The sequence below is a fragment of the Agrobacterium rosae genome (assembly GCF_002915175.1).
Classification (GTDB): domain Bacteria; phylum Pseudomonadota; class Alphaproteobacteria; order Rhizobiales; family Rhizobiaceae; genus Agrobacterium; species Agrobacterium rosae.
Window position 1 is genome coordinate 840,320 of the sequence record NZ_NXEJ01000008.1, and the last position, 26,042, is coordinate 866,361.

The 26,042-nt window shown below is 57.0% G+C and carries 24 protein-coding genes; 11 read left to right on the forward strand and 13 right to left on the reverse strand.

Features of this window, described 5'->3' with window-relative positions; all coding sequences use genetic code 11:
• Nucleotides 1-68: 68 nt before the first annotated feature.
• Entirely contained in the window at nucleotides 69-695 is a 627-nt protein-coding gene (locus tag CPJ18_RS19610) for a ribonuclease D (RefSeq protein WP_077102728.1), read from the reverse strand.
• A 162-nt stretch (nucleotides 696-857) separates the two neighbouring features.
• Here CPJ18_RS19610 and CPJ18_RS19615 point away from each other — a divergent pair, with 162 nt between their 5' ends.
• Both CPJ18_RS19615 and CPJ18_RS19620 read left to right on the forward strand, forming a co-directional pair.
• A complete protein-coding gene (locus CPJ18_RS19615; RefSeq protein WP_077102730.1) occupies nucleotides 858-1,427 on the forward strand; it encodes a nucleoside 2-deoxyribosyltransferase in 570 nt (189 codons plus the stop codon).
• Between the two features lie 30 nt (nucleotides 1,428-1,457).
• Nucleotides 1,458-2,210 (forward strand): SDR family oxidoreductase, encoded by a 753-nt coding sequence (locus tag CPJ18_RS19620; protein WP_077102732.1) that lies wholly within the window; start codon nucleotides 1,458-1,460, stop codon nucleotides 2,208-2,210.
• A 249-nt stretch (nucleotides 2,211-2,459) separates the two neighbouring features.
• Here the strand turns inward: CPJ18_RS19620 and CPJ18_RS19630 are convergent, their stop codons facing one another.
• The 7 genes from CPJ18_RS19630 to CPJ18_RS19660 form a co-directional block, all read right to left on the reverse strand.
• Entirely contained in the window at nucleotides 2,460-3,749 is a 1,290-nt protein-coding gene (locus tag CPJ18_RS19630; protein ID WP_077102734.1) for a Gfo/Idh/MocA family protein, read from the reverse strand.
• A gap of 263 nt (nucleotides 3,750-4,012) precedes the next feature.
• Nucleotides 4,013-5,062: a Gfo/Idh/MocA family protein gene (locus CPJ18_RS19635; RefSeq protein ID WP_077118565.1), complete on the reverse strand. Its 1,050-nt coding sequence runs from the start codon at nucleotides 5,060-5,062 to the stop codon at nucleotides 4,013-4,015.
• Nucleotides 5,063-5,067: 5 nt separating this feature from the next.
• Nucleotides 5,068-5,853, reverse strand: a complete 786-nt coding sequence (locus CPJ18_RS19640) for a ThuA domain-containing protein (RefSeq protein ID WP_077102738.1) — start codon at nucleotides 5,851-5,853, stop codon at nucleotides 5,068-5,070.
• Nucleotides 5,854-5,916: 63 nt separating this feature from the next.
• A complete protein-coding gene (locus CPJ18_RS19645; RefSeq protein WP_077118566.1) occupies nucleotides 5,917-6,942 on the reverse strand; it encodes an ABC transporter ATP-binding protein in 1,026 nt (341 codons plus the stop codon).
• Nucleotides 6,943-6,953: 11 nt separating this feature from the next.
• Entirely contained in the window at nucleotides 6,954-7,787 is an 834-nt protein-coding gene (locus CPJ18_RS19650; RefSeq protein ID WP_077118568.1) for a carbohydrate ABC transporter permease, read from the reverse strand.
• Nucleotides 7,784-8,758: a carbohydrate ABC transporter permease gene (locus tag CPJ18_RS19655; RefSeq protein WP_077102744.1), complete on the reverse strand. Its 975-nt coding sequence runs from the start codon at nucleotides 8,756-8,758 to the stop codon at nucleotides 7,784-7,786. The genes CPJ18_RS19650 and CPJ18_RS19655 overlap by 4 nt, the downstream gene beginning before the upstream one ends.
• A gap of 67 nt (nucleotides 8,759-8,825) precedes the next feature.
• Entirely contained in the window at nucleotides 8,826-10,091 is a 1,266-nt protein-coding gene (locus CPJ18_RS19660) for an ABC transporter substrate-binding protein (RefSeq protein ID WP_103659661.1), read from the reverse strand.
• 262 nt (nucleotides 10,092-10,353) lie between these two features.
• Between CPJ18_RS19660 and CPJ18_RS19665 the strand changes: the two genes are divergently transcribed.
• From CPJ18_RS19665 to CPJ18_RS26855, 3 genes are all read left to right on the forward strand, one after another.
• Complete coding sequence (locus CPJ18_RS19665) at nucleotides 10,354-11,370, forward strand: substrate-binding domain-containing protein (protein WP_077102748.1); 1,017 nt, start codon at nucleotides 10,354-10,356, stop codon at nucleotides 11,368-11,370.
• Nucleotides 11,371-11,516: 146 nt separating this feature from the next.
• Entirely contained in the window at nucleotides 11,517-11,711 is a 195-nt protein-coding gene (locus CPJ18_RS19670) for a hypothetical protein (RefSeq protein WP_103659662.1), read from the forward strand.
• Between the two features lie 163 nt (nucleotides 11,712-11,874).
• Nucleotides 11,875-12,033, forward strand: a complete 159-nt coding sequence (locus CPJ18_RS26855; RefSeq protein WP_167397938.1) for a hypothetical protein — start codon at nucleotides 11,875-11,877, stop codon at nucleotides 12,031-12,033.
• Between the two features lie 3 nt (nucleotides 12,034-12,036).
• Here CPJ18_RS26855 and CPJ18_RS19675 read toward each other — a convergent pair whose 3' ends face one another.
• Both CPJ18_RS19675 and CPJ18_RS19680 read right to left on the reverse strand, forming a co-directional pair.
• Nucleotides 12,037-12,918, reverse strand: a complete 882-nt coding sequence (locus CPJ18_RS19675) for an SMP-30/gluconolactonase/LRE family protein (protein WP_103659663.1) — start codon at nucleotides 12,916-12,918, stop codon at nucleotides 12,037-12,039.
• A 12-nt stretch (nucleotides 12,919-12,930) separates the two neighbouring features.
• Nucleotides 12,931-13,650 (reverse strand): FadR/GntR family transcriptional regulator, encoded by a 720-nt coding sequence (locus CPJ18_RS19680; RefSeq protein WP_103586255.1) that lies wholly within the window; start codon nucleotides 13,648-13,650, stop codon nucleotides 12,931-12,933.
• Nucleotides 13,651-13,909: 259 nt separating this feature from the next.
• Between CPJ18_RS19680 and CPJ18_RS19685 the strand changes: the two genes are divergently transcribed.
• From CPJ18_RS19685 to CPJ18_RS19710, 6 genes are all read left to right on the forward strand, one after another.
• On the forward strand, nucleotides 13,910-15,859 hold the full coding sequence (locus CPJ18_RS19685) for an ABC transporter substrate-binding protein (RefSeq protein WP_103659664.1): 1,950 nt from the start codon (nucleotides 13,910-13,912) through the stop codon (nucleotides 15,857-15,859).
• A gap of 117 nt (nucleotides 15,860-15,976) precedes the next feature.
• On the forward strand, nucleotides 15,977-16,963 hold the full coding sequence (locus CPJ18_RS19690) for an ABC transporter permease (protein WP_103659665.1): 987 nt from the start codon (nucleotides 15,977-15,979) through the stop codon (nucleotides 16,961-16,963).
• A gap of 9 nt (nucleotides 16,964-16,972) precedes the next feature.
• Nucleotides 16,973-18,097: an ABC transporter permease gene (locus CPJ18_RS19695; RefSeq protein WP_103659666.1), complete on the forward strand. Its 1,125-nt coding sequence runs from the start codon at nucleotides 16,973-16,975 to the stop codon at nucleotides 18,095-18,097.
• Nucleotides 18,098-18,105: 8 nt separating this feature from the next.
• On the forward strand, nucleotides 18,106-19,830 hold the full coding sequence (locus CPJ18_RS19700; protein WP_153366563.1) for an ABC transporter ATP-binding protein: 1,725 nt from the start codon (nucleotides 18,106-18,108) through the stop codon (nucleotides 19,828-19,830).
• A 39-nt stretch (nucleotides 19,831-19,869) separates the two neighbouring features.
• Entirely contained in the window at nucleotides 19,870-21,057 is a 1,188-nt protein-coding gene (locus tag CPJ18_RS19705) for a galactarate dehydratase (protein WP_077102764.1), read from the forward strand.
• Entirely contained in the window at nucleotides 21,044-21,907 is an 864-nt protein-coding gene (locus CPJ18_RS19710; RefSeq protein WP_103659667.1) for an aldose epimerase family protein, read from the forward strand. The genes CPJ18_RS19705 and CPJ18_RS19710 overlap by 14 nt, the downstream gene beginning before the upstream one ends.
• Here CPJ18_RS19710 and CPJ18_RS19715 read toward each other — a convergent pair.
• From CPJ18_RS19715 to CPJ18_RS19725, 3 genes are all read right to left on the reverse strand, one after another.
• A complete protein-coding gene (locus tag CPJ18_RS19715; RefSeq protein WP_077118570.1) occupies nucleotides 21,904-22,086 on the reverse strand; it encodes a hypothetical protein in 183 nt (60 codons plus the stop codon). The two genes, CPJ18_RS19710 and CPJ18_RS19715, sit on opposite strands and share 4 nt — an antisense overlap.
• 146 nt (nucleotides 22,087-22,232) lie before the next feature.
• Nucleotides 22,233-22,619 (reverse strand): response regulator, encoded by a 387-nt coding sequence (locus CPJ18_RS19720; protein WP_077102770.1) that lies wholly within the window; start codon nucleotides 22,617-22,619, stop codon nucleotides 22,233-22,235.
• Nucleotides 22,591-26,010, reverse strand: coding sequence for a chemotaxis protein CheB (locus CPJ18_RS19725; RefSeq protein WP_245445438.1), 3,420 nt, complete (start codon nucleotides 26,008-26,010; stop codon nucleotides 22,591-22,593). Before CPJ18_RS19725 ends, CPJ18_RS19720 begins: the two co-directional genes overlap by 29 nt.
• Nucleotides 26,011-26,042 lie beyond the last annotated feature (32 nt).

Below are 26,042 nucleotides of genomic sequence, written 5' to 3' on the forward strand. Positions count from 1 at the left end.
CTCAGTGAAGAATGGTCCTCAAAGATTAATGATCTGCTAACCATAGATTTGGTGCGCGCCGCCTGGCGTCAGCTATGCGCGAAAATATCCGTAGCGTCCCAGCCGAGCAGATCCAGCTTGGATCGGGTTGGCAGAAATGCGAAGCAGGCTTCGGCATGCTCGTAGCGTCCGTCGCGAATGAGGCGTGCGGTCAGCTTGTCGCGCAGCGCGTGCAGATAAAGTACGTCGGATGCCGCATATTCCAGTTGCGCCGCCGACAGCTTTTCAGCCGCCCAATCGGAAGACTGTTGTGCCTTGGAGATATCCACCTCCAGCATTTCCTTCAGATTGTCCTTCAACCCGTGGCGGTCCGTATAGGTGCGGCACAGGCGCGAGGCGATCTTGGTGCAGAATACCGGGTTGGAGGTCACGCCGAATGTGTGGAAAAGGACCGCGATGTCGAACCTGCCGTAATGGAATATCTTCTGGCGTGCAGGATCTTCCAGCATTGCGACGAGGTTCGGAGCCACTTTTTGTCCAGAAGCGATGCGGATGACATCCGCACTTCCGTCTCCGGGTGACAACTGAACCACGCAAAGCCGGTCGCGGCGTGGAACGAGGCCGAGCGTTTCGGTATCGATGGCGATCGCGCCGGTGTAACGGGCTGCATCACTCAGCGAAATATCGCCTTCATGGTAACGGATCGTCGCGGCCATTCCTGTCTCCATCGGTAAACTGTTGCGGCGGCTATAGCTGATCATGCGTATCAGCGATACCGGCTCATGCTGCTTTTCTACCCTCGTCATGGCCTTGCATAGCGGTTGAACGAGGGGTTAAGTTGGTGAGAATGTTTCTCTTTTGAAAAGTGCCGCATACTCATGCCAGTCAAAATTTATCTCGCCGGGCCGGAAGTGTTTTTGTCGAATGCCCGTGAAATGCTCGATGCGAAGGCGGCTCTTGCCCGCGAAGCCGGGTTTGTTCCGCTTTCTCCTGGCGATCTAGAAATTCCGCCTGCTGATACGAAAATCGGCCATGGCTGCAACATCAACGCGGTCGATGAGCAGATGATGATCGAGGCGGATGCCGTCATTGCCAACCTCACGCCGTTCAGGGGCATCGCTGCGGATACTGGTACCAGTTTTGAGCTGGGCTTCATGTGCGCGCTGGGCAAGCCCGTCTTTGCCTATACGAATGTCGCCGCCAATCATTTCACCCGCATTGTGGGCTATAATGGCGGTGTTGCCAATCAGGATGAAACGGGCCGTTACAGAGGTGCCGATGGCCTCTCCATCGAGAACTTCGATATGGCCGATAACCTCATGCTGCACGGCGGTATCATCCGGCGCGGTGGCGTTGTCGTGGTCGGTAACGCGCCCGCGGATGCAATTTATACCGACCTTGCGGCCTTCAAAGAGTGCTTAGCGCAGGCGGCGAAAGCACTTCTTTAAAAGACAGATCGATAAAGCGGAGACAATCACATGAGCGGTACAATTCTCATCACCGGTGCAACATCCGGATTTGGAAAGGCGACAGCCAGACTATTTGCAAAGGATGGGTGGAAGGTCATCGGCACGGGCCGCCGTGCGGATCGTTTGGCGGAACTGGGTGCGGAACTTGGATCAGCCTTTCACGGCATGGTGTTCGACATCATCGATGAGGAGGCAATGCGTTTGGAATTCGAAGCGCTTCCCGCCGAATTCAGGGATATCGACGTCCTCGTCAACAATGCTGGTCTTGCACTTGGCACAGGCCCCGCGCCGCAGGTGCCGCTCAAGGATTGGCACACCATGGTCAACACGAACATCACCGGCCTGCTCAATATCACGCATCACGTTCTACCAGTGCTGATCGAGCGTCGCGGTATGGTCATCAACATGTCGTCTGTCGCCGCCCACTGGCCCTATGCTGGCGGCAATGTCTATGCGGCAACCAAAGCATTTCTGCGCCAGTTTTCTCTCGGTCTGCGGTCAGATATGCACGGCAAAGGCGTCCGCGTCACCTCGATAGAGCCAGGCATGTGCGAAACGGAATTCACCGTCGTGCGCACCGGCGGCAATCAGGAAGCATCCGATAACCTCTACAAGGGGGTAAAGCCGATTGTTTCTGAGGATATCGCCAATACGATCCACTGGGTCGCGTCGCAGCCGAAGCATATCAACATCAACAGCATCGAGCTGATGCCGGTCAACCAGTCCTTTGCTGGCTTTCAGGTCCATCGCGATACGCAGTGATCAGCATATGAGAATGTGATGAAAAACGAGGCAGTCATTGCTGAGCCATGCAATAATGCATTGCTGCATTGCGAGACTTGCTCTGTTTAATTTTTTCAGGAGCGCTATATTCAAATCATCGAAGCGGCGCACTCCTCCTCCCAGCGTCGCGAGATGTGGATCAGCAGCACTCCTCCTCCCAGTTGCTGATCAAGTTTAAAGCCTGCCGCACCTCCTCCCGCGGCAGGCTTTTTCCTTTTTAGCACCCTTTTAAATTCGAATGTCGCGTGATCTCAGCATCGACTGAATGTTCACCACTGATCCAGTCTCGATAGAGGCATTGGCTGCAATGCCTGTCAGAATGGACCATGCCCCTGAGACGTGGTCCGAGGCGCGGTTGAAACGATCCGGCTCCATGGTCTCAGGGGCAAAGATGTAGCCCAGCATGACCGGGTCGGCACCCCCGTGATTCCCCGTTGCCTTGGGAACTTCGATCATCCTCGGCTTTTCACCGGCCAGATGCAGTTCGGTGGTGATTGCCTCTTCGTCTGCATGATCGCGCACCCCGCCAAACACGCCATGCACCTCGATGTGCTTGTGGGTAATTTCGCCCTTCGTGCCCTGAAAGCGAATTTCCAGACCTTCCCAGGGTGAATAGGCCGTCAGCGTATAGTTGGCGGTGACGCCGGATGCGTACCGAATATGCGCCTGCATGGTGTCCTCTATGCCAATATCCGCATCGAACACGCAGCGGTCGCGGAAATAGCCGTCCTCATCTTCGGCATCCAGATAAAGGGCGCGCAACTGTTCGTCGGCGGAGAGATCGAGGCGAAACGCACATCTCTCCGCCACGGGACAGTCAGCACATCGTGGGCCGTGATCTTGCAAACCGAGTTCCACCGCTGTTTCTGGCCGGTAAAATGCGCGTTGGCCGGAGGCGAACACATCTGTCGGGGCGGAAGCCAGCCACCAGTTGAGAAGGTCGAAATGGTGGGTGGATTTATGAACCAGCAGCCCGCCAGAGTTTTCCTTGTGTCGATGCCAGCGCCGGAAGTAATCGGCACCATGCACCCGGTCCAGATGCCAGCGGAAGTCGACGGCCGTCACGGTGCCGATGACACCTGAGGTCAGCATTTCCTTTATCTGTGTGCGGGCAGGGGAATAGCGGTAATTGAAGGTGACCATGACCTTGCGACCGGTGCGTGCTTGCGCATCCACGATCTGCTTCAGTCGCGACATGTCGATCGTTAGCGGCTTTTCGCAGATGACATCGCAACCCGCCTCGAAAGCCCGGACAATATACTCCGAATGCAGAAAGTCAGGAGTTGCGACCACCACCGTATCCGGCTTCTGCTCGGCAATCAGCTGATCGAAATTTTCCGCAAGATAGGTCGGAACACCATTCGTGCCCGGCTTGGATATCGCCTTTGCAGCCTCACCCAACCGGTGGGCGTTGCTGTCGCACAGTGCTACGATCTCATGCTTGTCCGAATAGTCTTCGGTAACGGAATCGCGGAACATCTTGTGACGTGATCCGCATCCTACGATGGCGATTTTCACTGCTCTTCCCTTTACTTGGCGTATGATTGTTCGACGGAAAAGGCCGCGCGGCAGGGCGCGGGGAACCGTCTTTGTTAGCTTGGAGAGGAACTCACGCTGGAGCGCATACTAAACCTGCAAACTGATACTATCGCCATTAAAGTCATATTATCATTTCTAGGCAAGCATATTCTCAATGCTGCACTGCACTCATTTTAGGTGACGCTACCAATAGAAAAGGCGGCCATAAAGACCGCCTTTTTTGTTATGATCAGAAAGCTAAATCAGTTCGAGACTGCAATCTCTCGTCTCTCCCGGTCGGTGACGATGGAAAGATCCAGCACCTTTTGCAGGTTGGCGGCGTGGCGGAAATTCGGGTCAGCCTGTCCGCCTTCCATCACCGCCTTGGCGAATTTCTGATAGTTGGTTTCGACATCATCGACTTCGATGTCTCTCCAGACGGCTTTTTCCACATCCTCGCCTAGGCAACCACGAAGCGTGGAGTATTCCGGCGTATGGATCACTTCCAAAGCGCCCTTGTCTCCATGCAGGCGAAGGCGAAGCTCGTTCAGGTGGCCGGTCGCCCAACGGCTGGCGTGGATCACGCCCATCGCACCGTTCTCGAGTTCAGCCGTCATGGTGAAGCTGTCATTGGCATCGAGGTCATAGACGTCGATCCTGTTGCCTTCATATTTGTCGAAGGTCTTCAGGCGCGTGAAAATGCGCTCCACATCGCTGCCCGCACCATAGGACGCGAAATCGAGGATGTGAATACCGACATCACCGAGCACGCCGTTCGACCCGTGCTTGGTCGACAGACGCCAGAGCCATTTGCTCTCCGTCATCCAGTCACCCCATGCCTTGGAGACCAGCCAGCTCTGGAGGTAAGACGCCTCCAGATGCCGCAACTTGCCTATCTTGCCTTCGGTGACCATCTGCCGTGCAGCCTGCAACGGTGCCACATTTCGGTAGGTCAGGTTGACCATGGCGACGAGGCCGGATTTTTCCGCAGCGTCTGCCATTTCAGCTGCCTTGGCGTAGGTTTCCGCCAAGGGTTTTTCGCAAAACACATGCTTGCCTGCGGCCAGCAGCTTCAGCGTGGTCGGGTGATGGATCGAGTCCGGGGTGACATTGGCCACCGCGTCGAATTCACCCCATGCAATTGCATCATCCAGCGATGTGAAGGTGGTTCCGATGTTGTGGCGTGCCGCAAAAGCCCGCACGATGACATCGTCCACATCCACCGCGCCGACGAGCTCGACGCCGGAAATCTGTGAAAAATGCATGGCATGGGTGTTGGCCATGCCGCCAGTACCAAGAATAAGAAGTCTCATATCGATTACCTGTAACCTGCTTCGCCAGCCGCGTGGAGTTTCGGGCCGCGCTCTTCGATTTTCTCCGGTGCCTTGTCGACGGGAACGTTCGGTGCCTCGTGGATGCTGGTCAACGCGCCTGCGGGGTTATAAGCCCACTTGACGGAGTTGCTGATCACCTTTTGCACATTGGCATCGTGATAGGTCGGGTAGGTCTCATGGCCTGGGCGGAAATAGAAAATGTTGCCAGCACCGCGACGCCATGTCAGGCCGGAGCGGAACACCTCACCACCCTGGAACCAGGATATGAACACGGTTTCCAGCGGTTCAGGTACGGAAAACTGCTCGCCGTACATTTCCTCGTTTTCCAGTTCGAAGGACTCCGGCAATCCAGCCGTGATCGGGTGGCGGGGATTGATGTTCCACAGGCGCTCACGCTCGCCCGCCTCACGCCATTTCAGCGCGCATGGCGTTCCCATCAAACGCTTGAACGGCTTGGAGAAATGGCCGGAATGCAGAACGATCAGGCCCATGCCTTCCCAGACGCGCTTGGCAACACGCTCGACGATCTCGTCCTGAACGGCACCGTGGTCCTTGTGACCCCACCAGACCAGAACATCGGTCTTGTCCAACCGCTCCTGCGAAAGCCCGTGTTCAGGCTCCTGAAGCGTAGCGGTCGTGGCATTGATCTCGGGTGTCTTGTTCAAAGCATCGGCAATCGTGGTGTGCATGCCGTTGGGATAGATCGAACGAACGGTCTCGTTTATGTGCTCGTGGATGTTTTCGCCCCAGACGACGGTATTGATAGTCATATGTATGCTCCTTGATGATCCGGCACTTGAGAGGACTGCCGGTGAAGAGGGGTCTCGATTGTATCAGGCGGCGCGCATTTGGGTTTTCGGCAGAGCGTTGCCTTGCGCGTCGAAACGATGAATGTGCTCTGGCAGCGGCGCGATCGTCAGCTTATGGCCCGTCTGCCGGTTGGAAACGCCGTCTTCACGCACGACAACAGGTTGCCCAGCACCGATATCCACATAGATGTAGCTGTCGGAACCCAGCATTTCCGCATGCACGATGTCGCCCGTCCAGCCATTCGCACCGTCTCCGGCAACGATGTGTTCCGGGCGGATGCCGATGGTGTGAGCGCCGTAGGTGTCGGCATGTTTGCCGGTCAGGAAATTCATCTGCGGAGAGCCGATGAAGCCCGCCACGAAGGTATTGACCGGTGTTTCATAAAGCTCCAACGGTGTACCGACCTGTTCCACACGGCCATCACGCAACACGCAAATTCTGTCTGCCAGCGTCATGGCCTCCACCTGATCATGGGTAACATAGATCATTGTCGTGTCAGGCATACTGCGGTTCAATTTGGCTATTTCGAGACGCGTTGCCACGCGCAGTGCGGCATCGAGGTTGGAGAGCGGTTCATCGAATAGAAACACCTTCGGATCACGCACGATGGCGCGGCCAATGGCGACGCGTTGGCGCTGTCCGCCGGAGAGCTGCTTGGGCAGACGTTGAAGATAGGGCGTCAGTTGCAGCATTTCCGCTGCCGCCTCGACGCGCTTACGGCGCTCGTCTTTCGTGGAACCCGCGAGCTTCAGACCAAAGGCCATGTTCTCGAAAACCGTCATATGCGGATAAAGCGCATAGGACTGGAAAACCATGGCCACGCCGCGGTTGGCGGGCGTCAGCCGGTTGACCACTTGGCCTTCGAAGGAAAGCTCGCCGCCGGTAATTTCTTCCAGGCCGCAAATGAGGCGGAGCAGGGTGGATTTGCCGCAACCGGATGGCCCGACGAAAACCATGAACTCACCGGATTTGATCTCCATGTCGATGCCCTTGATAACGTCGAAGGCACCGAAGGATTTACGGATATCGCGCAATTGTATGCTGGTCATGAATGGGTCTCCTAACCTTTGACGCCACCAGCCGTGAGGCCGGAAATGATGCGCCGCTGGAAGATCAGAACGAGGATGACGAGGGGTACGGTAACGATGACGGAGGCCGCCATGATCGTTCCCCATGGAATTTCAAATTGAGAGCTGCCGGACAGAAGCGCGATGGCCACCGGCACCGTGCGCTGCTCATTGGACGAGGTGAAGGTCAAGGCAAACAGGAACTCGTTCCATGCCGCGATGAAGGCCAGCAAACCCGTGGTCACCAAGGCTGGCCACATCAAAGGCATGAAGACCTGCGTGATGATGACCCACGGCGATGCGCCATCGACAATCGCCGCTTCCTCGATTTCGACAGGCAGATCCCGCATGAAGGTCGTCAGAACCCACACCGTGAACGGCAGCGTGAAGATCATATAGGAGAAGATCAGCGCAAACGGCGTATTGAAAACGCCAGCCCAGCGGATCAGCTCGAACAGGCCCGCCAGAACCGCAATCTGCGGAAACATCGATACCGACAGGATCGTCAGCAACAGCAGCGAACGGCCCCTGAACCGCACACGTGCCAAGGCGTAAGCGGCTGTCACGGCAAGAAACAGTGATAGCGCCACGACGCAGGATGCAACCAGCAGAGAATTGCCGAGATTGCGCAGAAAGCTGTCATTGCCCAGCACGTCGCTGTAATTGCTGAACGACATTGCCGTGGGCAGATAGTTGATCTCGAACAGCGCCGTTCCGGTTTTGAAACTGGTTATGATCGCGTAATAGAACGGAAAGACCGCGATGATGACGATAATGGCGACGAGGGCGTAGAACGCCGTTGTCTTGATAACATCAGAGGCTGTCATCGTGCTCCTCCATCCGTGTTGACCCGGCCAAGCCACATGTAAATGACGGTGACAGATGCGATGATGAGGAACAGCATGGTGGATGCGGCTGCGCCATAAGCGAATTTATCGAAGTCGAACAGGTTTTCGCGGGCAAGAACCGACATGGTTCTGGTCTGGGAATTGTTGGGCGTCAGCACATAGATGAGGTCGAAAACGCGCATGGCATCCAGCATGCGGAAGATGATCGCAACCATCAGTGCCGGGCGGATCATCGGAAGGGTCACGCGCCAGAAAACCTTGATGGGGTGAATGCCATCCACCTTGGCCGCCTCATACATATCCTTCGGCACCATCTGAAGCCCGGCCAGAATGAGCAGCGCCATGAAAGGCGTGGTCTTCCAGACGTCCACGATCAACACCGCCGTCATGGCCGTTTCAGGATTGGCGGTCCAGGCTATCTTTTGTGAGATAAGACCAAGATTCAGCATCATGTCGTTGAGAATGCCGAACTGATCATTCAGCATCCACGCCCACATGCGGGCGGAAACAATGGTCGGAATGGCCCATGGAATAAGAATGGCGGCGCGAACGAGGCCACGCCCCTTGAACTCCGCATTGAGAACGAGCGCCACGATCAGGCCGAAGACGGTTTCGACGGAAACCGAGATCAACGTGAATTTCAGCGTGTTCCAAACTGCACCCCACCAGGCGGGGTCTGCTAGCAGGCCGCGATAGACCGTGCGACCACTGCTGAGCGTGATCCATGAGAGATAGTTCTTCAAACCAACGAACTGCGCATCGCCAAGATTGGTCAGGGATGCGTCGGTCAGGCTGAACCAGACGGTTCTGACCAGCGGCCAACCGGCAACCAGTGCCAGTGTCAAAAATGTAGGTGCCAGGAACAGCCATGCGGAGCGAAGACGTTCAGATTGTAAATCGGAACCGATCACTTGCGCTGAGGCAGTCCTGCCAGGGGTTATCTTACTCATATCGTTTCCCACCGTGTTTTAAGAGCGTCAGGTGACCGATAACGGCCACCTGACGGGTGACGCCAAATTACCAGCTGTCGCCCTTGAGATCGGTGAGTTCGACTTCCAGAAGTTCGAGATTTTCAGCAGCGGTGCCGGTTCCGGACAGCGTGTTGTGCACAGCTCCCCAGAACTTTGCCGAGACCTCGTTGTATTTCACCTTGGTCGCCGCAGATGGACGCGGTACGGCGGTCTCAAAAATCGGCTTCCACAGCGGCATGAAAGGCTGCGCTTTGGCAACGTCCTTGTCGTCATAGAGCGTCGCAATCGTTGGCATGTTGGAAAGTTCGATGGCGCGTTTTTTCTGGGTTTCTTCAGACCCTAGGAATTTCACTAGCGCAATCGCGGCTTCCTGGTTCTTGGAATATTTGGAAACGGCCGCATTCCAGCCACCCAATGTCGATGCTGCTGCCTGGCCTTCAGTACCGGCTGGCAGAGGCACGACTCCAAACTTGCCCTTGATAGCGCTGTCGCCACCGTTGCCCAGCGCGTAGACATAGGTCCAGTTGCGCATGAACACGGAATTGCCTGTCTGCCAAACGCCGCGGGCTTCTTCTTCCTTATAGGCAAGCGCACCCTGCGGCGAGATGGTACCGATCCAGCTTTTGGCCGTCTCGAGGGCCGCTGCCGCCTTGTCATTGTTGATGCTGATGTCGCCATTGGTTTCGACAATGTGGCCACCGCCGGCAGATGCAATCCACTCGAGTGCGTTGCAGGTCAGGCCCTCATAGGCGCTGCCCTGAAACACGAAGCCCCACATGTCTTTCTGTCCGGCCGTGCGTTCCTTGTCCTGAACCTCTTTGGCGGTTTCCGCCAGTTCCTTCCAGGTCTTGGGTGGCTGCTTGCCGTATTTCTCCAGCAAATCCTTGCGGTAGAACAGGGCTGGGGCGTCCGTGTACATCGGCATGGCAACCAGCTTGCCATCCACCGTCTGCGACGCGATGACGGATGGGAAATGTTTGGAAACGACATCCTTGGCCGCTTCGCTCAAATCCACGAACTGTTCTGCCAGCTGCGGTGCCCAGACCACGTCCGTCTGGTAGACGTCAACGTCGGTGTTACCGGCCGCAAGCCACAGACGATACTGGCTGAACTGCTCGCTGGATGATGGTGGCATGGTAACAAGTTTCACCTTGTGTCCACTCTGCTTTTCGAACTCCACCAGTTGCTCGCGAATGAAATTCAGGTTTTTACCCGTAGAATTCGCGGCCATCGAAATTTCCGCGGCCTGCGCGGCAAAGCCTGTGGACATCACACTGCCGCACAGGAACAAAACTTTTATCGAAACATTCATTGTCAAAACTCCTCCATGCCGATTTCAATCATCCTCTAAATTGAAAACGCTTTCGACTTCACAAAGCTGTCAAATTCGGAGCGCGGTGTCAATCCGTTCGATTTTAGAGATTTCATGCGCCGTTAACGGGCAATGCCGTTGAAAGTTTCCGCCTCTTTTCACTATTTGAGGCGGTTGATATTCATGTATTGAAATCGATTTCAAATTTTCAAGCTTGAAACTTAATGCTGTTGGCCGCATTCAAGAGAAAACGGCGGGGCGCATGAAACTCAAGGAATTCGCAGAAAAAGTGGGATTGTCACCCACCACGGTCAGCCGGGCGCTGGGTGGCTATCCTGAAGTCCGTCAGGAAACCCGCGACCGCGTTACCGAAGCCGCCCGTAAACTGGGCTACAGGCCCAATGCGAATGCCGTAAGGCTGGTCACGGGCAGGGCAGGTGCCATCGGCGTCGTCATGGGCAGAAGCGGCGGCGGCCATTTTTTCTCGGAATTCATGGGCGGCATGGCCAGTCGCCTGGAAGGCGAGGATACGGATATTCTCGTCAGCGTGACCACCGACAACGACCTCAACGAAGAGCTCAGCATCTTCAGCCGGTTGGCGCAGAGTGGCCGCGTCGATGGGATCATCATCCACTCGCCGCGTCCGGATGATGAGCGCATAGCGCTTCTGCACAAACTCGACGTCCCCTTCATGGTTCACGGGCGTTCTGCCACCAAATTCGAACACGCCTGGCTGGATATCGACAACCACTCCGTGGCCTATCTGTCCACCGTGCATTTGTTGGAGCGCGGCCACCGCAACATCGCCTTCATCAACGGTCCCAGGGGCAGAACCTTCGTCATCGATCGCGAAAACGGCTATCGCGATGCTCTGGAGACGATGAATATTTCAGCCGATCCGCGCATGATGCTGTCGTCACCTTTCAGCGAGGAAACGGCCTTTCAGTTCGCCCGCTCGCTGCTGGAAAAAAGCCCGCGTCCCACCGCCTTCGTGGCTGGTGCCATGATGACGGCACAGGGCGTTTACCGTGCCGCAAGCCAGCTTGGCCTCGTCATCGGCAAGGACGTATCCGTCATCGCGCATGATGACGTGTTCCCGTATCTGACGCCTGAGAGTATGTTGCCGTCACTTTCGACGACCCGGTCTCCCCAGCGCATGGCAGGCGAGAGGGTAACGGATTTGCTGCTGCAGATCATCGCCGGCCGCCCGGTAACGGAGTGTCAGGAACTATGGCCCGTCGATCTCGTTTTGCGGCAGTCGTCAGGTCCTGCAAAATGACATTATTTTAACGATCCGCCGTAACGGATTGTCAAAAAACCGTGTTGTATTATTGTTTTGATCTACAACGGTTGTTTCGCTTTTCTGGGAGGGAACAGGGACGCAACTGACGCGTTAACGATTTAACATTGGAGTGGGAGGAAGCCATGTTCGATTTCTTGAAAACAGCGCAGAATACTATCGCCGCAGAGGAAGAGACCGGCACCTACGCTGACGCCCTTCTCCAGATGCCCGATATGCAGGTCGGTCGCATGGTCGCCCGCGAATATGGTCACGAGTCCCATACCCGCGATTATGGTGATAGCCGCGAGGTTGCCAGAAACTCCCTGGGTTTTGCCTGATCCCAAAACGATCGGGAACCCTGACGTGCCAGATACGTTTACCCCATGATACCCGCAAGGCGGGCAATGCGAATTTGAATGGACCAGAAGCGGCGAACGAAAGTGGACCGATCGGCGATTTCGAAGAGGGTGTTGCCCGCCAATTTCATGTTAGGAGACGTCCATGACTGTCATCCCTGTTGAGCCCGTTCCCGGACAGGTTCCACCCCTTCCACCCCAGCCCGATGTTCCGCCAGTCAAAGAACCGGAACCCGACGGACTACCAGATGACTTGCCGCTTCCCAATCCCGATGAGAACGACGGCGTGCCACGTGTTCTGTGACGCCTAAAGAGCGAACCGGCTGACGGGTGCGCCAGCGACGGGAGCTTTAAATGAAATGACGGTACCGGCGACGCTGGCACCGTCATTTTCCGTTGTAAGGCTCGTCAGATACAGCGTCTTGAGGTCAGGCCCGCCGAAGCACGGCATGGTTGGTCCCTTGAATGGAAATGTGTAAATTTCCTCAATCTCGCCCTCTGGCGAGAATCGGTTCAGACGACCCGCCTGAACGCCCGCGCTCCAGTAAAAACCCTCGCTATCCGTTGTCGCCCCATCCGGCCTTCCTTCGCCCGGTGCGAAGTCGTGCAGCCGTCGCGCCGGTCCCAATTGTCCGGTCTGCGGGTCGAAATCGAACACTTGCAGCAACAACCCGCTGCTATCGGAATGATACATCCGCCTGCCGTCTGGGCTCCAGGCCAGACCGTTCGAGGTCAGCATGTCGCCATCGATCACACGCGTAAAGTCACCGTTTGGCGCAACCCGGTAAAGGCGGGCATTGCCGGTCTGCGGCACGGCCTCATCGCGCGTACCAACCCAGAAATGCCCATCCGGCCCCACCTTGCCGTCATTGAGACGGCTATCCGGTCTCCCGTTATCAGGGTCGCATAGACGGTCCAGCTTTCCGGTTGCCGGATCAAGCAGGTGGACGCCCGTCTGCAAGCCGACGACGACCATCCCGTTCTCGCAAAGGCCAAGACACCCAACGGGCGCGGGCATATCAAAGCGATCAAGATGTCCAGATTGTTCAAGCCGAAACACCGCAGGGGCCAGAATGTCGACAAACCACAGCGCACCCGAACGGTCATCCCACACAGGCGATTCACCCACCTTGAGAGGGACGTCGATCAGCTGATGGAACGTTGGTTGGATGATGCGCGGTTGGGTCATCTGCAATCTACCTCAGTTCCCGACGCCCTCGAACATACGTGCGCGGGCTTTCAGAACGTGGTTTTTCATGGCGTCATGGGCAGCTTGTTCGCGCCGCGCGAAAATCGCTTCCACGATTGCGGTGTGCTCGTTCTGCACATCACGAACCCGTTGCGGCGTTCGTTTTAGACTGAGGCTTCGCGTCACAGATTGCCCGATGGAAAAATGCGGCTTGAACCATGCCCGGACGGTGATGTGAAACTGGTTCTGGCTCGCCATGGCAATGGCTTCATGCAAGGCGAAATCTTCATCCGCACCAAGATCACCATTCTCAAGGCAGGCTTCCAGCGCGGTAATGGCCTGTTCGATCTGCGCTCTGTCGGCGTTTTGCCAGTTGCGCGCCGCAAGCTCCGCGGCAGATGCTTCCAGCCCGGACCGGAATTCGAAAAAACGCTGAACGTCTGCCAGTGACCCCACGGGGATTTGCTGCAAGACAGACGAGTCCGGCTGCTGGCGCACATAGGAACCAGACCCTTTCCGGGACACGATCAGATCGTCATTGCGCAACCGCTCCAGGGCTTCGCGCACCACAGGCCGCGAAGCACCGAACATCACGGCAAGGTTCTGTTCGGAAGGCAGGCGTTCGTTGACCGGAAACCGTCCGTCAGAAATCATCCCGACGATTTTTTCGTAAATCACATCGCTGAAACGCGTGTCGTTTCGTGGGGAAGCAGATGTCGCCAGATTGTCCATCAGCGCGCCTTTATCGGTTGCAAACCGCTGAGTTTGTTATGTTTTTAAAGTAGGTGCGGATCGAAAAGAAAAGTTGGGCGAGCACCGCGAATGATCCATCAATAAAAAATCTGTAAAAATCTGTCAATACTTGTAATCATCTGAAAACGCCCATATGGTCTGCGTGCCGATGGAGGATTGGCATGCTGGCTGACCGGGAGGGTCGTTGCGACGGAGCGAAAGCTCTGTTGCTGCCAGTGACTTTTTGGGAGGATAATCGATGAGCGACGAGCATCTGTTTTCGCTGGGCGTAACACGCCGAACCTTTATCGCAGGGCTTGGAGGCGTTGCTGCCGTCTCGGTTCTGGGGGGGCCTGCATTTGCTGCTGGCGGTAAAGAAGCGCCTGCCTTGGCGGCCATGGTAAAAGACGGCAAGTTGCCGCCACTGGCCGACCGATTGCCGAAAAATCCAATGGTGGTCACACCGCACGAAAAAATTGGTACCTATGGCGGCACGCTGCGTCGCGGCCTTCGTGGCTCTTCGGACCATAACGGCATTCTGCGCATGGTCGGCAACCAGGGTCTGGTGCGCTGGAACATGGACTTCACCGAAGTTCTGCCGAACCTTGCGGAAAAATGGGAAGTCAGCGACGACGCCTCGCAGTTCACATTCCATCTTATCCAAGGTGCCAAGTGGTCTGACGGCCATCCGTTCACCGCAGATGACGTTGTTTTCGCGATTGAGGACTGCATCAAGAACAAGGAGCTTTACAGCTCCGCGCCTGCGCAATTGTCCGTCGCGGGCAAAGCGGTCAATGTTGAAAAAGTCGATGACTTCACGGTGAAATTCACCTTCGCCGCACCGAACGCGCTTTATCTCGAAAACCTTGCAACCCCCCTCGGCCAGCACCCGACGATGTTCGCCAAGCACTATTGCAGCAAGTTCCTGCCGAAATATAACACGGCGCTGGATGCCGATGTGAAGGCAGCGGGCGTTTCCAGCTGGACCGAACTGTTCCGCGCCAAATGCGGCGATATCGAAATCCCCTCGCGCTGGTCAAATGTCGATAAGCCGACGCTTGATCCTTGGGTCGTCAAGGAGCCCTATTCCGGCGGCGCAACCCGCGTGGTCATGACACGCAATCCATATTTCTGGCAGGTCGATACCGAAGGCAATCAGTTGCCTTACATTGATGAGGTTAATTTCGGCATTTCGCAGGACGTGGAATCGCTGATGCTGAACGTCATCTCCGGCAAGATCGACATTCAGGAGCGCCATATCAGCGTTCTCGCCAACAAGCCGACCCTGTCGCAAAACATGAAAAAGGGTGATTATCGCCTGATGACGCTGGTGCCATCTGCCGCGCAGCAGTGCCAGATCTACCTCAACATCACGCACAAAGACCCGGCGATGCGCAAGATGTTCGCCGACAAATCCTTCCGTCAGGCTCTGTCCATCGGTCTCAACCGGCAGGAAATCATCGACATCGTCTATTTCGGCCAGAGCGAAGGCTATCAGGCCGGTCCACGTCCGACCCATCCCTGGTATCACGAAAAACTGGCCCGCCAGAACACGGACTATGATGCCGACAAGGCCAACGAACTGCTCGATAAAGCAGGATACGACAAGAAAAACGGCAATGGCATTCGTCTGCGTCCCGATGGCCAGCCGGTGTTCTTCTCCATCGATGTTATTCCAACGCTTTATCCCGATCTGGTCGATTCGCTGGAACTGGTGAAAGCGCAGTGGGCGCAGATCGGTGTGGATATCAAGGTCAACACCATCGAGCGTGCGCTTTACTATACACGCGGCGATGACAATGCCCATGATGCAGCCGTCTGGCCGGGTCCGGGCGGTCTCGACCCGATGCTCGATCCACGCGACTTCTTCGCCTTCCACCCGCAGGGGTCGCGCTACGCAATCCCCTGGGCACTGTGGTACACATCAAATGGCCAGAAGGGTGAAGAGCCGCCGGAAAGCCAGAAGCAGCGCTTCAAGCTGTTCGATGAGGCACGGTCCACAGCCGATCTTGCCAAGCGCGGCGAGAAGATGAAGCAGATTTTCGACATTGCAGCGGAAGAGTTCGAGACCATCGGTCTTTGCCTCGCCGTCGGTGGTTTTGGCATCATCCGCAACAATCTGCGCAACGTGCCGGAAACGGAGCCGGACAGCTGGACATGGCCGAACCCCGGTCCCGCGCTGCCGCAACAGTTCACCTTCACAAGCTAACAACGCCACTTTGGCGTCGCCGTCTCAAGGCGGCGACGCTTTCAGTCTGTGTCGACCGCCCGCATCCGTCGTTCAGTGACGGTGGCGTGCGCGGTAAAATGTGATTGCGAGAGCGACATGCTGATTTTCATCGTCAAACGCCTGCTGTGGATGATCCCGTCCCTGTTTGCCGTCAGTTTTCTGGCCTTCGTGCTGATCCAGCTGCCACCCGGCGACTATGTGACGACATACATCGCAACACTGGCCGCCTCCAACGAAGTCATCGACCACAACACGGCAGCGCAATTGCGTGAACGTTTCGGCCTCGATGACCCGATGATCATTCAATATCTGAAATGGATATGGGGCATCATCAGCCGCGGCGATTTCGGCATATCCTTCGAGTGGCAACAGCCTGTGTCGGGCCTCATCTGGGAACGCATGGCGCTGACGCTGGTGCTGGCCGTTGTAAGCCTTCTGGCCACTTGGGCCATCGCCCTTCCCATCGGCGTCTACTCCGCCGTGCGCAAATACTCGATTGGCGATTATCTCTTCACGGCCTTTTCCTTTTTCGGCCTTTCAGTGCCGTCTTTCCTGCTGGCGCTGGTGCTGATGTATATCGCGGCGGTCGAGTTCGGGGCGGATGTCGGCGGGCTGTTTTCGCCGGAATATGAGACGGCGTCTTGGAGCATCGGCAAGATGGTCGATCTCATGGCGCATATCTGGTTGCCGGTCGCCATCCTCGCCATTTCCTCCACCGCCAGCCTCATCCGCGTCATGCGCGCCAATATGCTGGATGAGTTGCCGAAACCCTATGTCACCACGGCACGCGCCAAGGGCCTGTCGGAGTTTCGCCTGCTGACGAAATATCCCCTGCGCATTGCGCTCAATCCTTTCATTTCCACCATTGCATGGCTGCTGCCCAACCTCATTTCGGGTTCTGTCGTTGTCGCCATTGTGCTGAACCTGCCCACTGCCGCACCGCTGCTTTTGCAGTCGCTGATGGCGCAGGACATGTATCTCGCCGGGGCCTTCGTGCTCCTGATCTGCGCACTGACGCTGATCGGATCGCTCATCAGCGACATTCTGCTGGCGCTGGTCGATCCGCGCATCCGTCTCGAATAGGAGGGCGTCATGAGTGACATTGCCATCACCACCGCTGTCCGCCCGGACCGCGCCGCCGTCGCCTCACAATGGCAGCTCATCTGGTGGGCGTTCAAACGCCACCGGCTGGCCATGGCCGCGCTGTTCATCACCGTCGCCATGTATATCGTGGCGCTCGTACCTGGCTTTTTTGCCATCAATGATCCGGTGCTGCAAAACGCCCGCGCCACGTTCTATCCGCCGCAACGGGTCCATTTCATCGATACGACAGATGGTTTCTCCGTCGGCCTGCACTATTATCCGCTAAAGTTGACGCGTGATCCCGAAACGCTGGCCGCCGTCTTCGTGGAAGACACAGGCAAGAAAATCCCGATCCAGCTTTTCGGTCGAGGATACGAATACTCCATCTTTGGCCTGTTCAACACCAATATCCACCTCTTGGCCTCGACCGACAAGACACGGCCACTCTTCCTTTTCGGGGCAGATCGTCTGGGGCGCGATGTCTTTAGCCGCGTGGTGCAGGGGTCGCAGATTTCGCTGTCTATCGGTCTCGTCGGCGTCTTCTTCTCGCTGCTGCTTGGCGTCGTCTTAGGTGGCATCTCCGGCTATTATGGTGGGCGCATCGATTTCGTCATGCAGCGCGTGATCGATTTCGTGCTGTCGTTGCCCACCATCCCCATCTGGCTTGCCATGGCCGCAGCACTGCCGCAGGGCTGGCCCGCCACGTTGCAATATATGATGATCACCATCATCCTCTCGCTCACCGGCTGGGCGCAGCTTGCCCGCGTGGTGCGTGGCCGCTTCCTGTCGCTCAGAACCGAGGAATTCGTGGCGGCAGCCCGTCTGGATGGCGTGCCGGAAGGCCGCATCATCTTCCGCCATATGCTGCCCAGCTTTTCCAGCCACATCATCGCTTCGGTCACACTGGCCGTCCCGGCGATGATCCTTGCCGAGACTTCGCTGTCCTTCCTCGGCCTTGGCCTGCAACCGCCCACCATTTCCTGGGGCGTGCTGCTGCGCGAGGCCCAGAATATTCGCTCCATCGCAACCGCACCCTGGCTGTTTCTGCCCGGTGTCGCTGTGGTCGTCGCCGTCATGGCGCTCAACCTGCTCGGTGACGGTCTGCGTGATGCTGCCGATCCCTACAACAAGTGAGGCCACAGATGAGCGATATTCTCCCAATCAAGCCTGCAAAGCCGCTCCTCGAAGTCCGCAATCTCGTCACGGAATTTCCAGTGCGCAATGGCGTGTTCCGCGCCGTCAACGACCTTTCGTTTTCGATTGATCCGGGCAAGACCTTGTGCGTGGTGGGCGAAAGCGGCTCCGGCAAATCCGTCACCGCCCGCTCCATCCTGCAGATCATCGATAGCCCCGGCCACATCGCGTCCGGCTCCATCATCCTCAACCGTGCGAATGGAACGACGCTCGATCTGGCAAAGCTCGATCCGCGGAGCCGCGCCATTCGTTCGGTGCGCGGTGCCGATATTTCGATGATTTTCCAGGAGCCGATGTCTTCGCTTTCGCCGGTGCATACGGTTGGTGATCAGATTACCGAAGTGCTGCGCCTGCATCTGAAAATGAGCAAGGCGCAGGCGAGGGCGGAAGCCATCGAATTGCTGCGGCAGGTGGAAATCCCCAACCCGGAAACCGCGTTGGACAGATACGCTTTCCAATATTCCGGCGGCATGCGCCAGCGTGCCATGATCGCCATGGCGCTGGCCTGCAAACCGCAATTGCTGATCGCCGATGAGCCGACGACCGCGCTTGACGTCACCACGCAGGCCGAAATCCTTGATCTCATCGCCCGTCTGCAAAAGGCGCATGGCATGGCCGTGCTGTTCATCACCCATGACATGGGCGTGGTGGCACAGATTGCCGATGACGTGCTGGTTATGCATCACGGCGTAGCCAAGGAATACGGCACTGTCGAACAAATCTTCCACAGCCCGCAAGACCCTTACACCCGCATGCTGATCGGCTCGGTCTTGAAGCTCGAACAGAAGGCTGAAATACGGCTCGCCCGCCCGCCGCTCGATCTCACCGCCTCACCCATTCTCGAGGTCAAGGACCTGTCCATGCACTTCGGCGAGATGAAAGCGCTGGACGGCGTGTCCATCAAGCTGCTGCCGGGTGAAACGCTCGGCATCGTCGGTGAAAGCGGCTCCGGCAAGACCACCATGGGCCGCTCCATCATGCGGCTTTATGATCCAACCGGCGGTGAGATGCTGTACCGCAAGACCGATGGTACTGTCGTTGATCTCGCCAAGATCGAAGGCGCGGAACTCAAAGCCGCGCGGCGCGAACTGCGCATGGTGTTTCAAGACCCTTTTGGCTCTCTCAACCCGCGCATGACGGTGGCGCAGGTCATCGGTGAACCGCTTCTGGTCAACGGCATTGCCAGGGGCAAAGAACTGGATGAGCGCGTCTGCGCGCTGATGGATCAGGTCGGGCTGGACCCTGCCGGGCGTGAACGCTACCCGCACGCCTTTTCCGGCGGCCAGCGTCAGCGCATCGGCATTGCCCGCGCCATTACGCTCAAACCGCGCATCATCGTTGCGGACGAAGCCACCTCGGCGCTCGATGTCTCCGTCCGCTTCCAGGTGCTGGATTTGCTGATGCGACTACAGGACGAACTTGGCCTCGCTTACATCTTCATCTCCCACGATATCGGCGTCATCAGATATATGTGCGACCGCGTCGGCGTCATGTATCGCGGCAAGCTGGTGGAAGTGGGCGACGCGGAAAAGGTCTGCAACGCGCCGGATCATCCCTACACCCAGGCGCTTCTCTCCGCCATTCCACGGCCTGATCCACGTGATCGGGATCGCACCCGCCGTTTCCGTTACATCGAACCTGCCGCCGTCAAGACCGAAAGCAAAGCTGGTTGATACGGCGCCCGTGCTAAAATCCATGAGGAAGACAAGAGCATGAAAATCGATCGCATGCGGGTATTCGTCACCCGCGACAAGGACCGCCCGCGTGTCGTCGTGGCGCTGGATACCGATGACGGGCTGACCGGCTGGGGTGAGTGCTACAATCATGGCCCCGATCTCGCACTGCCGCCGATCCTAGATTACCTCTATAATTTCCTGGCGGGCCAAGACCCGACGCGGGTCGAATACCTCTATAATCTCATGCTCCAGCAGAACCGCTTTCCGCCCGGTGCGCTTGGCCTATCTGCCATGTCCGCCCTCGACCATTGCCTGTGGGACCTTGCCGCCAAGGCCGCCGGAGTGCCGGTCTACAAGCTGCTGGGCGGCGAAGTTCGTGACCGCATCAAGGTCTATGCCGGCGTCTATACAGCACCGGATGCACCGGCAGCCAAGGAAGAATTCGACCGTCTGAATGAAGAATGGGGCTTCACGGCTTTCAAACTCAGCCCCTGGCGTCTCGATATCCACGCCCATCGCTGGGGTGAGGTCGTCAGAAGTTCGGCGGAGTATTTCCGTTCGCTGCGCGAAACTGTGCGCTCCGATTACGACATCGCCTTCGATGCCCACGCCAAGATTTTCGAACCCGCTGCCGCCCGTCAGCTCGGCAATGCACTGGCCCCTTACGATCCGTTGTTCTTTGAGGAACCTCTACGCCCGGAAAATATCGAGATGTGGGGAGACCTGAAACAGGGCCTCAACTGCACACTGGCCACGGGCGAAAGCCTTTATAACCGCAATGAATTTCTGCGGCTCTTGCAGGTCAAGGGTGCTGATATCATCCAGCCGGATATCTGCGTCGTCGGCGGTATCTCCGAAATGCGCCGCATCGCAACGCTGGCGGAAGCGCATTTCGTCAGTATTGCGCCGCACAACCCCATGGGGCCGCTCGCTACAGCCGTCAACGTTCACTTTTCTGCCGCACAACAGAACTTCCGCATTCTGGAATACCGCCTGCCAAAGGGTCAATGCTACGTCTATGGCGGCACCGATCTGGAAAAGCGTGAAGACGAAACGCGCTACGTGGTCGATCCCTATCTGCCGAAGGATGGCTATCTCGAATTGCGGCCGGATCGCCCCGGCTGGGGTGTCGAGATGAATGAAAAGGCCATGCAGGAAGACGGTTATATCCACTGGCAACGCCGGGTTCCAAAGCGACCAGACGGCTCCTATGCCTTTGCCTGATGTAATTTCAATTGACAGCGGGTCGTTCTCGGCCCGCATCTGTCCCGCATGGGGCGGGCGCATGACGCATCTCACCCACGCGCAGTTTGGCGATATCTTGATGCCAACAGAAACGGATGTGTTCGATCCCTGGAACTGGCCGAAAGCCGGGGCCTATCCGCTGTTTCCCTATCATAACCGCCTCTATGGCGCGTCTTTCGTGCATGGAGGCGTCGCATATAACGTCCTGCCAAATCCAGCACTCGGCAAGGATGCCACCCACGGCCCTGCGCACCGTCGCCCATGGCACCTAGCAAGTCAGACGTCGGATAAGGCCGTGCTCGCACTTGCCTATGAAGCGGATGACGAGTGGCCCTTTGCATTCGGAGCGCAGCAGTCATTTACGCTTACTGCGCAAGGGCTGACGGTGCAGCTAACACTCACCAACAAAGCAGAGGTCCCGGCACCCGCCGCCATCGGCTGGCATCCCTATTTTGCCGCGGGGCTGGATCGTGAAGCGCAAACGGATGCGGCGCTTGCCTATCCGCTGGACGATCATGACCTTCCCACAGGCGAGCCACCCGTCGCCCGCTCTACGAAGTTTTTACCGGCGCTCGCGGGTTACACGAAACATTTCGCGCAGTGGTCACATGCAAAGATTATTCTGAAAGATAGCCGGTCGCTCGTGATAGAGGCCGATCCGGTCCTGAGCCATCTCGCTGCCCACCGGACGGAACGCTACATCTGCCTTGAGCCAGTTTCCATGGCTGCTGGAACCCTGTACCAGCCTGAGGCCCAGCGTGGCGATTTAGGCCTTAAGATACAGGCTCCAGGTGAAAGCCTTATCGGCAGCATGAGGCTCAGCCTTTAGATCAGCGCTCCCGTCTTAGGCTCGTCCAGGTCTGCCTCTTGCTGACCGGCTGGATGCGCAATCGCGACCTCGTAGTCGTCAGGCAGCTCAGCCGCTTGCTCGCTGTTCATGATGCCGTAAGGAACCATGGTGCCGTTCTGGTCCGGAACGGAAACTTCGACCAATGTTTTCTGGTTCACGGGAAAGACTTTCAAAGGAGGAATCAAGAAGAGCCGCAACGGACCACTCTTGGAAGCTCGTTTCGGCACCTGTGGCAATTCTATGAATGAAGAACGCAATCGTTCTACGACACCGTCATCGTTAACGGGTTCGTGAATCCACGGCCTTAACCGGCAGCGGCACGTCTCTGCGGTTCATCACGGCTGAGCAGCCGCGTTACCTGCTGGAGAAGACTGGTTGGCAGGCATGGCTTCTGACAGAAAGCGGAGTCGGGATAAACTTCCTCCAACGCTTTTCCATCGGCATGGCCGGAATGAAACACGAAGGGAATATTCGTTTCCTTTAATTTGTCCGCCACCGGAAACACGTCTCCGTCTGTTAGCCGAACGTCGAGAATAGCGCAGGTGGGGATGTTTTCATCGAGATAAGACAGAGCGTCTGCGGTACTCGGAAATGGTCCTGCAACGGTCCAGCCCTCGTCCTCGAGGGTCATCTGAATGTCCATTGCGACAAATACTTCGTCTTCAACCAGCAACACGGTCTTCTGCGTCATGTCTTACCTTGATCTTCATCGTCAGGGTGTGCGTCAGCCGTGCCCCATCGACCTCAGTTGAAACCGTACCGCCGATTTGTTTTGCGGCGCTGGTCAAGAGCACTGTCCCAAATCCAGCCACTCCTGACCCCTCAACGGGTACCGTGCCTATTTCGTTCCAAACCAAATCGATATGATCGCCCTTTTCTTCCCAGTCGATGCGCAATTCCCCACCTTCCTTGCCAAGAACGCCGTGTTTGAGCGCATTGGTGGACCATTCATGGAGGATCAGCGTCAATGGCGTGATGCAGTTCACCGCTATCAGAAAGTCCTTACCCCTAATGTCGATTACGGCGTGCCTGTTATAGGGCGTCAGGATGGTGTCGAGTAGGTCGTGGATGGGAACCGCAGAGGTGCGTTTCTGGTTCGAGGCCAGGGAATGTGCGCTTCCCAGCGCCAGAATTCTGCCCTCGACATCCTCCACCAGACTTTTGATTGTTTCGTGCTTGCGGGCAGACATGCGCAATATACCACCGATCATCGCAAACAGATTTTTGACGCGGTGGTTCATTTCGCTCAGCATCAGTTCACGCGCTTCCGCCAGTTCGTATTCCGCCGTCACATCCACACTGACGCCGATCACGCGGTCCGGATTGCTGTCCGCAACGTGCCGGGCAAACGTCTTGAGCCATCGTGGACGTCCATCGACACCGGTGATGCGAGAGGTCAGCTCGAACCCGGTATGATTATGCACGGCTGAATCCAATGCATCGTGCAATTGCTGTCTGTCCAGTTCGTTGAAGTTTTGCAGAACGGCTTGCAACGCGGGTCGACCATCTCTGGTTTGAAGCAGCTCCATGGCCGCTCCCCCCAGCACGAATTCACCGTGATCCGGCAAATACTCCCAAACACCGATCCCGGCCGCCTCGATAGCCAGCTCATGACGCTCCTGCTCGGCCGCCAGCTGGCTTTCCATGCTCAGCGCATGGGATATGTCGGTCATGATGATCGTGGCACCATCTATTGCTCCATCGGCGGTGCGGTACGGCAGAATACGTAGGGAAAACGTACGCTCCTGCTCCGGGTCCATAACGGTCTGATTATACTCCAGGCCGTTGGCCATCACGCTTTTGACGCGAGCGGTAAAATCGAGAGACGGATATCGGCTTGCCACATCGGATAGCGGGCGGCCTCTGTCGGTGGGTTGCAGCGGGAAGATCGCCGTCGCCGCTCTCGTATAGGATCGCAGCCTCATCTCGTCATCGAGAACGATGACCGCCAGACTGGTCGAATCGAAGAAGTTGCGCAGATCGGCATTGGCCACGGAGACTTCGTCGATCTTGGTTTTCAATTCGTCGTTGACGGTCGTCAATTCCTCGTTTGTCGACTGAAGCTCCTCGTTCATCGACATCATTTCTTCGTTGGAGCTTTTCAGCTCCTCATTGGCGGTCTCAAGCTCCTCCGTCGCTGATCGCAACCGGTGTTTGGCGGAGCGTAACTCCCGCTCCAATGCCTCGACATGGCCATCACCCGGCTCCATCTCCACAAGGTCAATGGCCTCCAGCGGTGTAAACATAGCCGATTCCTGAAACACCACGAGATAGGCGTTCTCTTCCAAGGGATCGCAGATAATCTCGGTCTTTAGCGTGCCAAAGTCGGTGATGACGTCGACATTGCGGGCAACAACACGCCTCTTTGCCGTTGCCGCCTGCCGTACCAGCGCGCCCAATTGTTCCTTTACGCCGGGACGGGCCAGGGTAAACGCACTGGTTTCGCTCGTTCCAGACACGGGAAACTCAAAGAACCGGCTCAGCCGGCCATAGGCCGCAACGATCTGCCCGTCATTGTCCAGCACGACACTTGCCGGTACGTAGCGTTCCATCAGCCGGCTTGTAGCCAGTTCTTCAACGGAGCCCGACATCTTTTCGACTTCGGCCCGTGGAACGGCAGGGCGGCGATTGCTGCGCTCTCCCGGAAGCGGAATAGGGTAGGTGGGAGATCCCGGCAGGCGCTCGAACAATCTGGCTTTCTGGTCGATGACGGAAAAGACGCTGTCGAAGCGCCCCACCGTTTCCGAAGAGCCGAGAAAAAGAAAACCACCCGGACGGATCGCGTAATGCAGCAGCGGCATGACCGTCTTTTGAAGCTTGTCGTCAAAATAGATCAGCAGGTTTCGGCAGGAGACGAGGTCCACCTTGGAAAACGGCGGGTCCTTGATCAGGCTGTGGCCGGAAAAGCGGATCATATCCCGGATTTGACCGATGAAGTTGAAACGCTCCTTGTGCGGAATGACGTAATGCTCTTGCAGTTCGTGCGGTATGTCGGCCAGTAACGCGATCGGATAAGAGCCTTCCCGGGCGATTTTGAGCATGCTCTCATCGATATCGGTCGCAAATATCTGCACGTTGCAGGGCAGGTTCAGATTTCTGGCGGCCTCTGCAAACAGGATCGCGATCGTGTAAGCCTCTTCGCCACTCGAACAGCCGGGAATCCAGACCCGCACACCCTCTTCGCTGCCAGCCGCATCGCGCATCAGATTGGTGATGGCGATCTCGTTCAGGACGTCGAACGAATGCCGGTCGCGAAAAAAGCGGGTTACATTGATCAGCAAATCTCGAAACAGCGCATCGCACTCGTCATGATCCGTCTGGACACGGGCCAGATATTCGGTGCCCCTGTCTATACCCAGAACATGCATGCGTCGCTCGACGCGCCGAACGAAGGTCGTCTGCTTGTAGCCGGTAAAATCATGACCGACGCTGCGCCGAAGCGCCGTGCAAAGGTCTTCGACAATATCCGCGATCTTCGACGTCTCTTTTTTATCGGACCCTTGGCTCTTTCGAAAAAAGAAACCGCCGATGCAAGCCAGAATCTCCTGTGGTGGTCTGATGAAGTCGACAAGGCCGGTGCCGGTTGCCGAAACGGGCATACCGTCATACTTGGCCGTTGAAGGCTCCTGAACGACACAGAGCCCGCCATTTTCCTTGATGGCGCGCAGCCCCGTTGATCCATCGGCACCCGTGCCAGACAGAATAACGCAGGCGGAATTCGATTGCTGATCGTTGGCGAGAGAGATGAAGAAGTCATCGATAGGCCGGCGCAACCCGCGCGGCTGGGCAAAGTCGTTCAGCACGAGCCGCCCGCGCTCGATGCTTAGTCCCTTACCCGGTGGAATGATGAAGACCGTATCAGCCTCTATGGCTTCACCGCCCTCGCATTGACGAACGCTGAGCCGCGTGTGCCTGTCCAGTAACTCTGCCAGCATGCTTTCGTGGTGTGGATCGAGATGCTGGACGACAACGAATGCAAGCCCGGTTGGAACCTCGGCCGCGCTCAACATCTCGCGCAGCGCCTCCAGACCACCGGCCGAAGAGCCGACGCCGACGACGGGAACATTATAATCTTTAGACAAACACTCGTCCTTGAATTTTCGGTACTGAAACG

Excerpts from the sequence above, each read along its gene's own strand:
- CPJ18_RS19610 (WP_077102728.1), bottom strand. The coding sequence starts at position 695 with ATGGCCGCGACGATCCGTTACCATGAAGGCGATATTTCGCTGAGTGAT.
- CPJ18_RS19615 (WP_077102730.1), top strand. The coding sequence starts at position 858 with ATGCCAGTCAAAATTTATCTCGCCGGGCCGGAAGTGTTTTTGTCGAAT.
- CPJ18_RS19620 (WP_077102732.1), top strand. The coding sequence starts at position 1,458 with ATGAGCGGTACAATTCTCATCACCGGTGCAACATCCGGATTTGGAAAG.
- CPJ18_RS19635 (WP_077118565.1), bottom strand. The coding sequence starts at position 5,062 with ATGAGACTTCTTATTCTTGGTACTGGCGGCATGGCCAACACCCATGCC.
- CPJ18_RS19640 (WP_077102738.1), bottom strand. The coding sequence starts at position 5,853 with ATGACTATCAATACCGTCGTCTGGGGCGAAAACATCCACGAGCACATA.
- CPJ18_RS19645 (WP_077118566.1), bottom strand. The coding sequence starts at position 6,942 with ATGACCAGCATACAATTGCGCGATATCCGTAAATCCTTCGGTGCCTTC.
- CPJ18_RS19650 (WP_077118568.1), bottom strand. The coding sequence starts at position 7,787 with ATGACAGCCTCTGATGTTATCAAGACAACGGCGTTCTACGCCCTCGTC.
- CPJ18_RS19655 (WP_077102744.1), bottom strand. The coding sequence starts at position 8,758 with ATGAGTAAGATAACCCCTGGCAGGACTGCCTCAGCGCAAGTGATCGGT.
- CPJ18_RS19660 (WP_103659661.1), bottom strand. The coding sequence starts at position 10,091 with ATGAATGTTTCGATAAAAGTTTTGTTCCTGTGCGGCAGTGTGATGTCC.
- CPJ18_RS19665 (WP_077102748.1), top strand. The coding sequence starts at position 10,354 with ATGAAACTCAAGGAATTCGCAGAAAAAGTGGGATTGTCACCCACCACG.
- CPJ18_RS19670 (WP_103659662.1), top strand. The coding sequence starts at position 11,517 with ATGTTCGATTTCTTGAAAACAGCGCAGAATACTATCGCCGCAGAGGAA.
- CPJ18_RS26855 (WP_167397938.1), top strand. The coding sequence starts at position 11,875 with ATGACTGTCATCCCTGTTGAGCCCGTTCCCGGACAGGTTCCACCCCTT.
- CPJ18_RS19675 (WP_103659663.1), bottom strand. The coding sequence starts at position 12,918 with ATGACCCAACCGCGCATCATCCAACCAACGTTCCATCAGCTGATCGAC.
- CPJ18_RS19680 (WP_103586255.1), bottom strand. The coding sequence starts at position 13,650 with ATGGACAATCTGGCGACATCTGCTTCCCCACGAAACGACACGCGTTTC.
- CPJ18_RS19685 (WP_103659664.1), top strand. The coding sequence starts at position 13,910 with ATGAGCGACGAGCATCTGTTTTCGCTGGGCGTAACACGCCGAACCTTT.
- CPJ18_RS19690 (WP_103659665.1), top strand. The coding sequence starts at position 15,977 with ATGCTGATTTTCATCGTCAAACGCCTGCTGTGGATGATCCCGTCCCTG.
- CPJ18_RS19695 (WP_103659666.1), top strand. The coding sequence starts at position 16,973 with ATGAGTGACATTGCCATCACCACCGCTGTCCGCCCGGACCGCGCCGCC.
- CPJ18_RS19700 (WP_153366563.1), top strand. The coding sequence starts at position 18,106 with ATGAGCGATATTCTCCCAATCAAGCCTGCAAAGCCGCTCCTCGAAGTC.
- CPJ18_RS19705 (WP_077102764.1), top strand. The coding sequence starts at position 19,870 with ATGAAAATCGATCGCATGCGGGTATTCGTCACCCGCGACAAGGACCGC.
- CPJ18_RS19710 (WP_103659667.1), top strand. The coding sequence starts at position 21,044 with ATGCCTTTGCCTGATGTAATTTCAATTGACAGCGGGTCGTTCTCGGCC.
- CPJ18_RS19720 (WP_077102770.1), bottom strand. The coding sequence starts at position 22,619 with ATGACGCAGAAGACCGTGTTGCTGGTTGAAGACGAAGTATTTGTCGCA.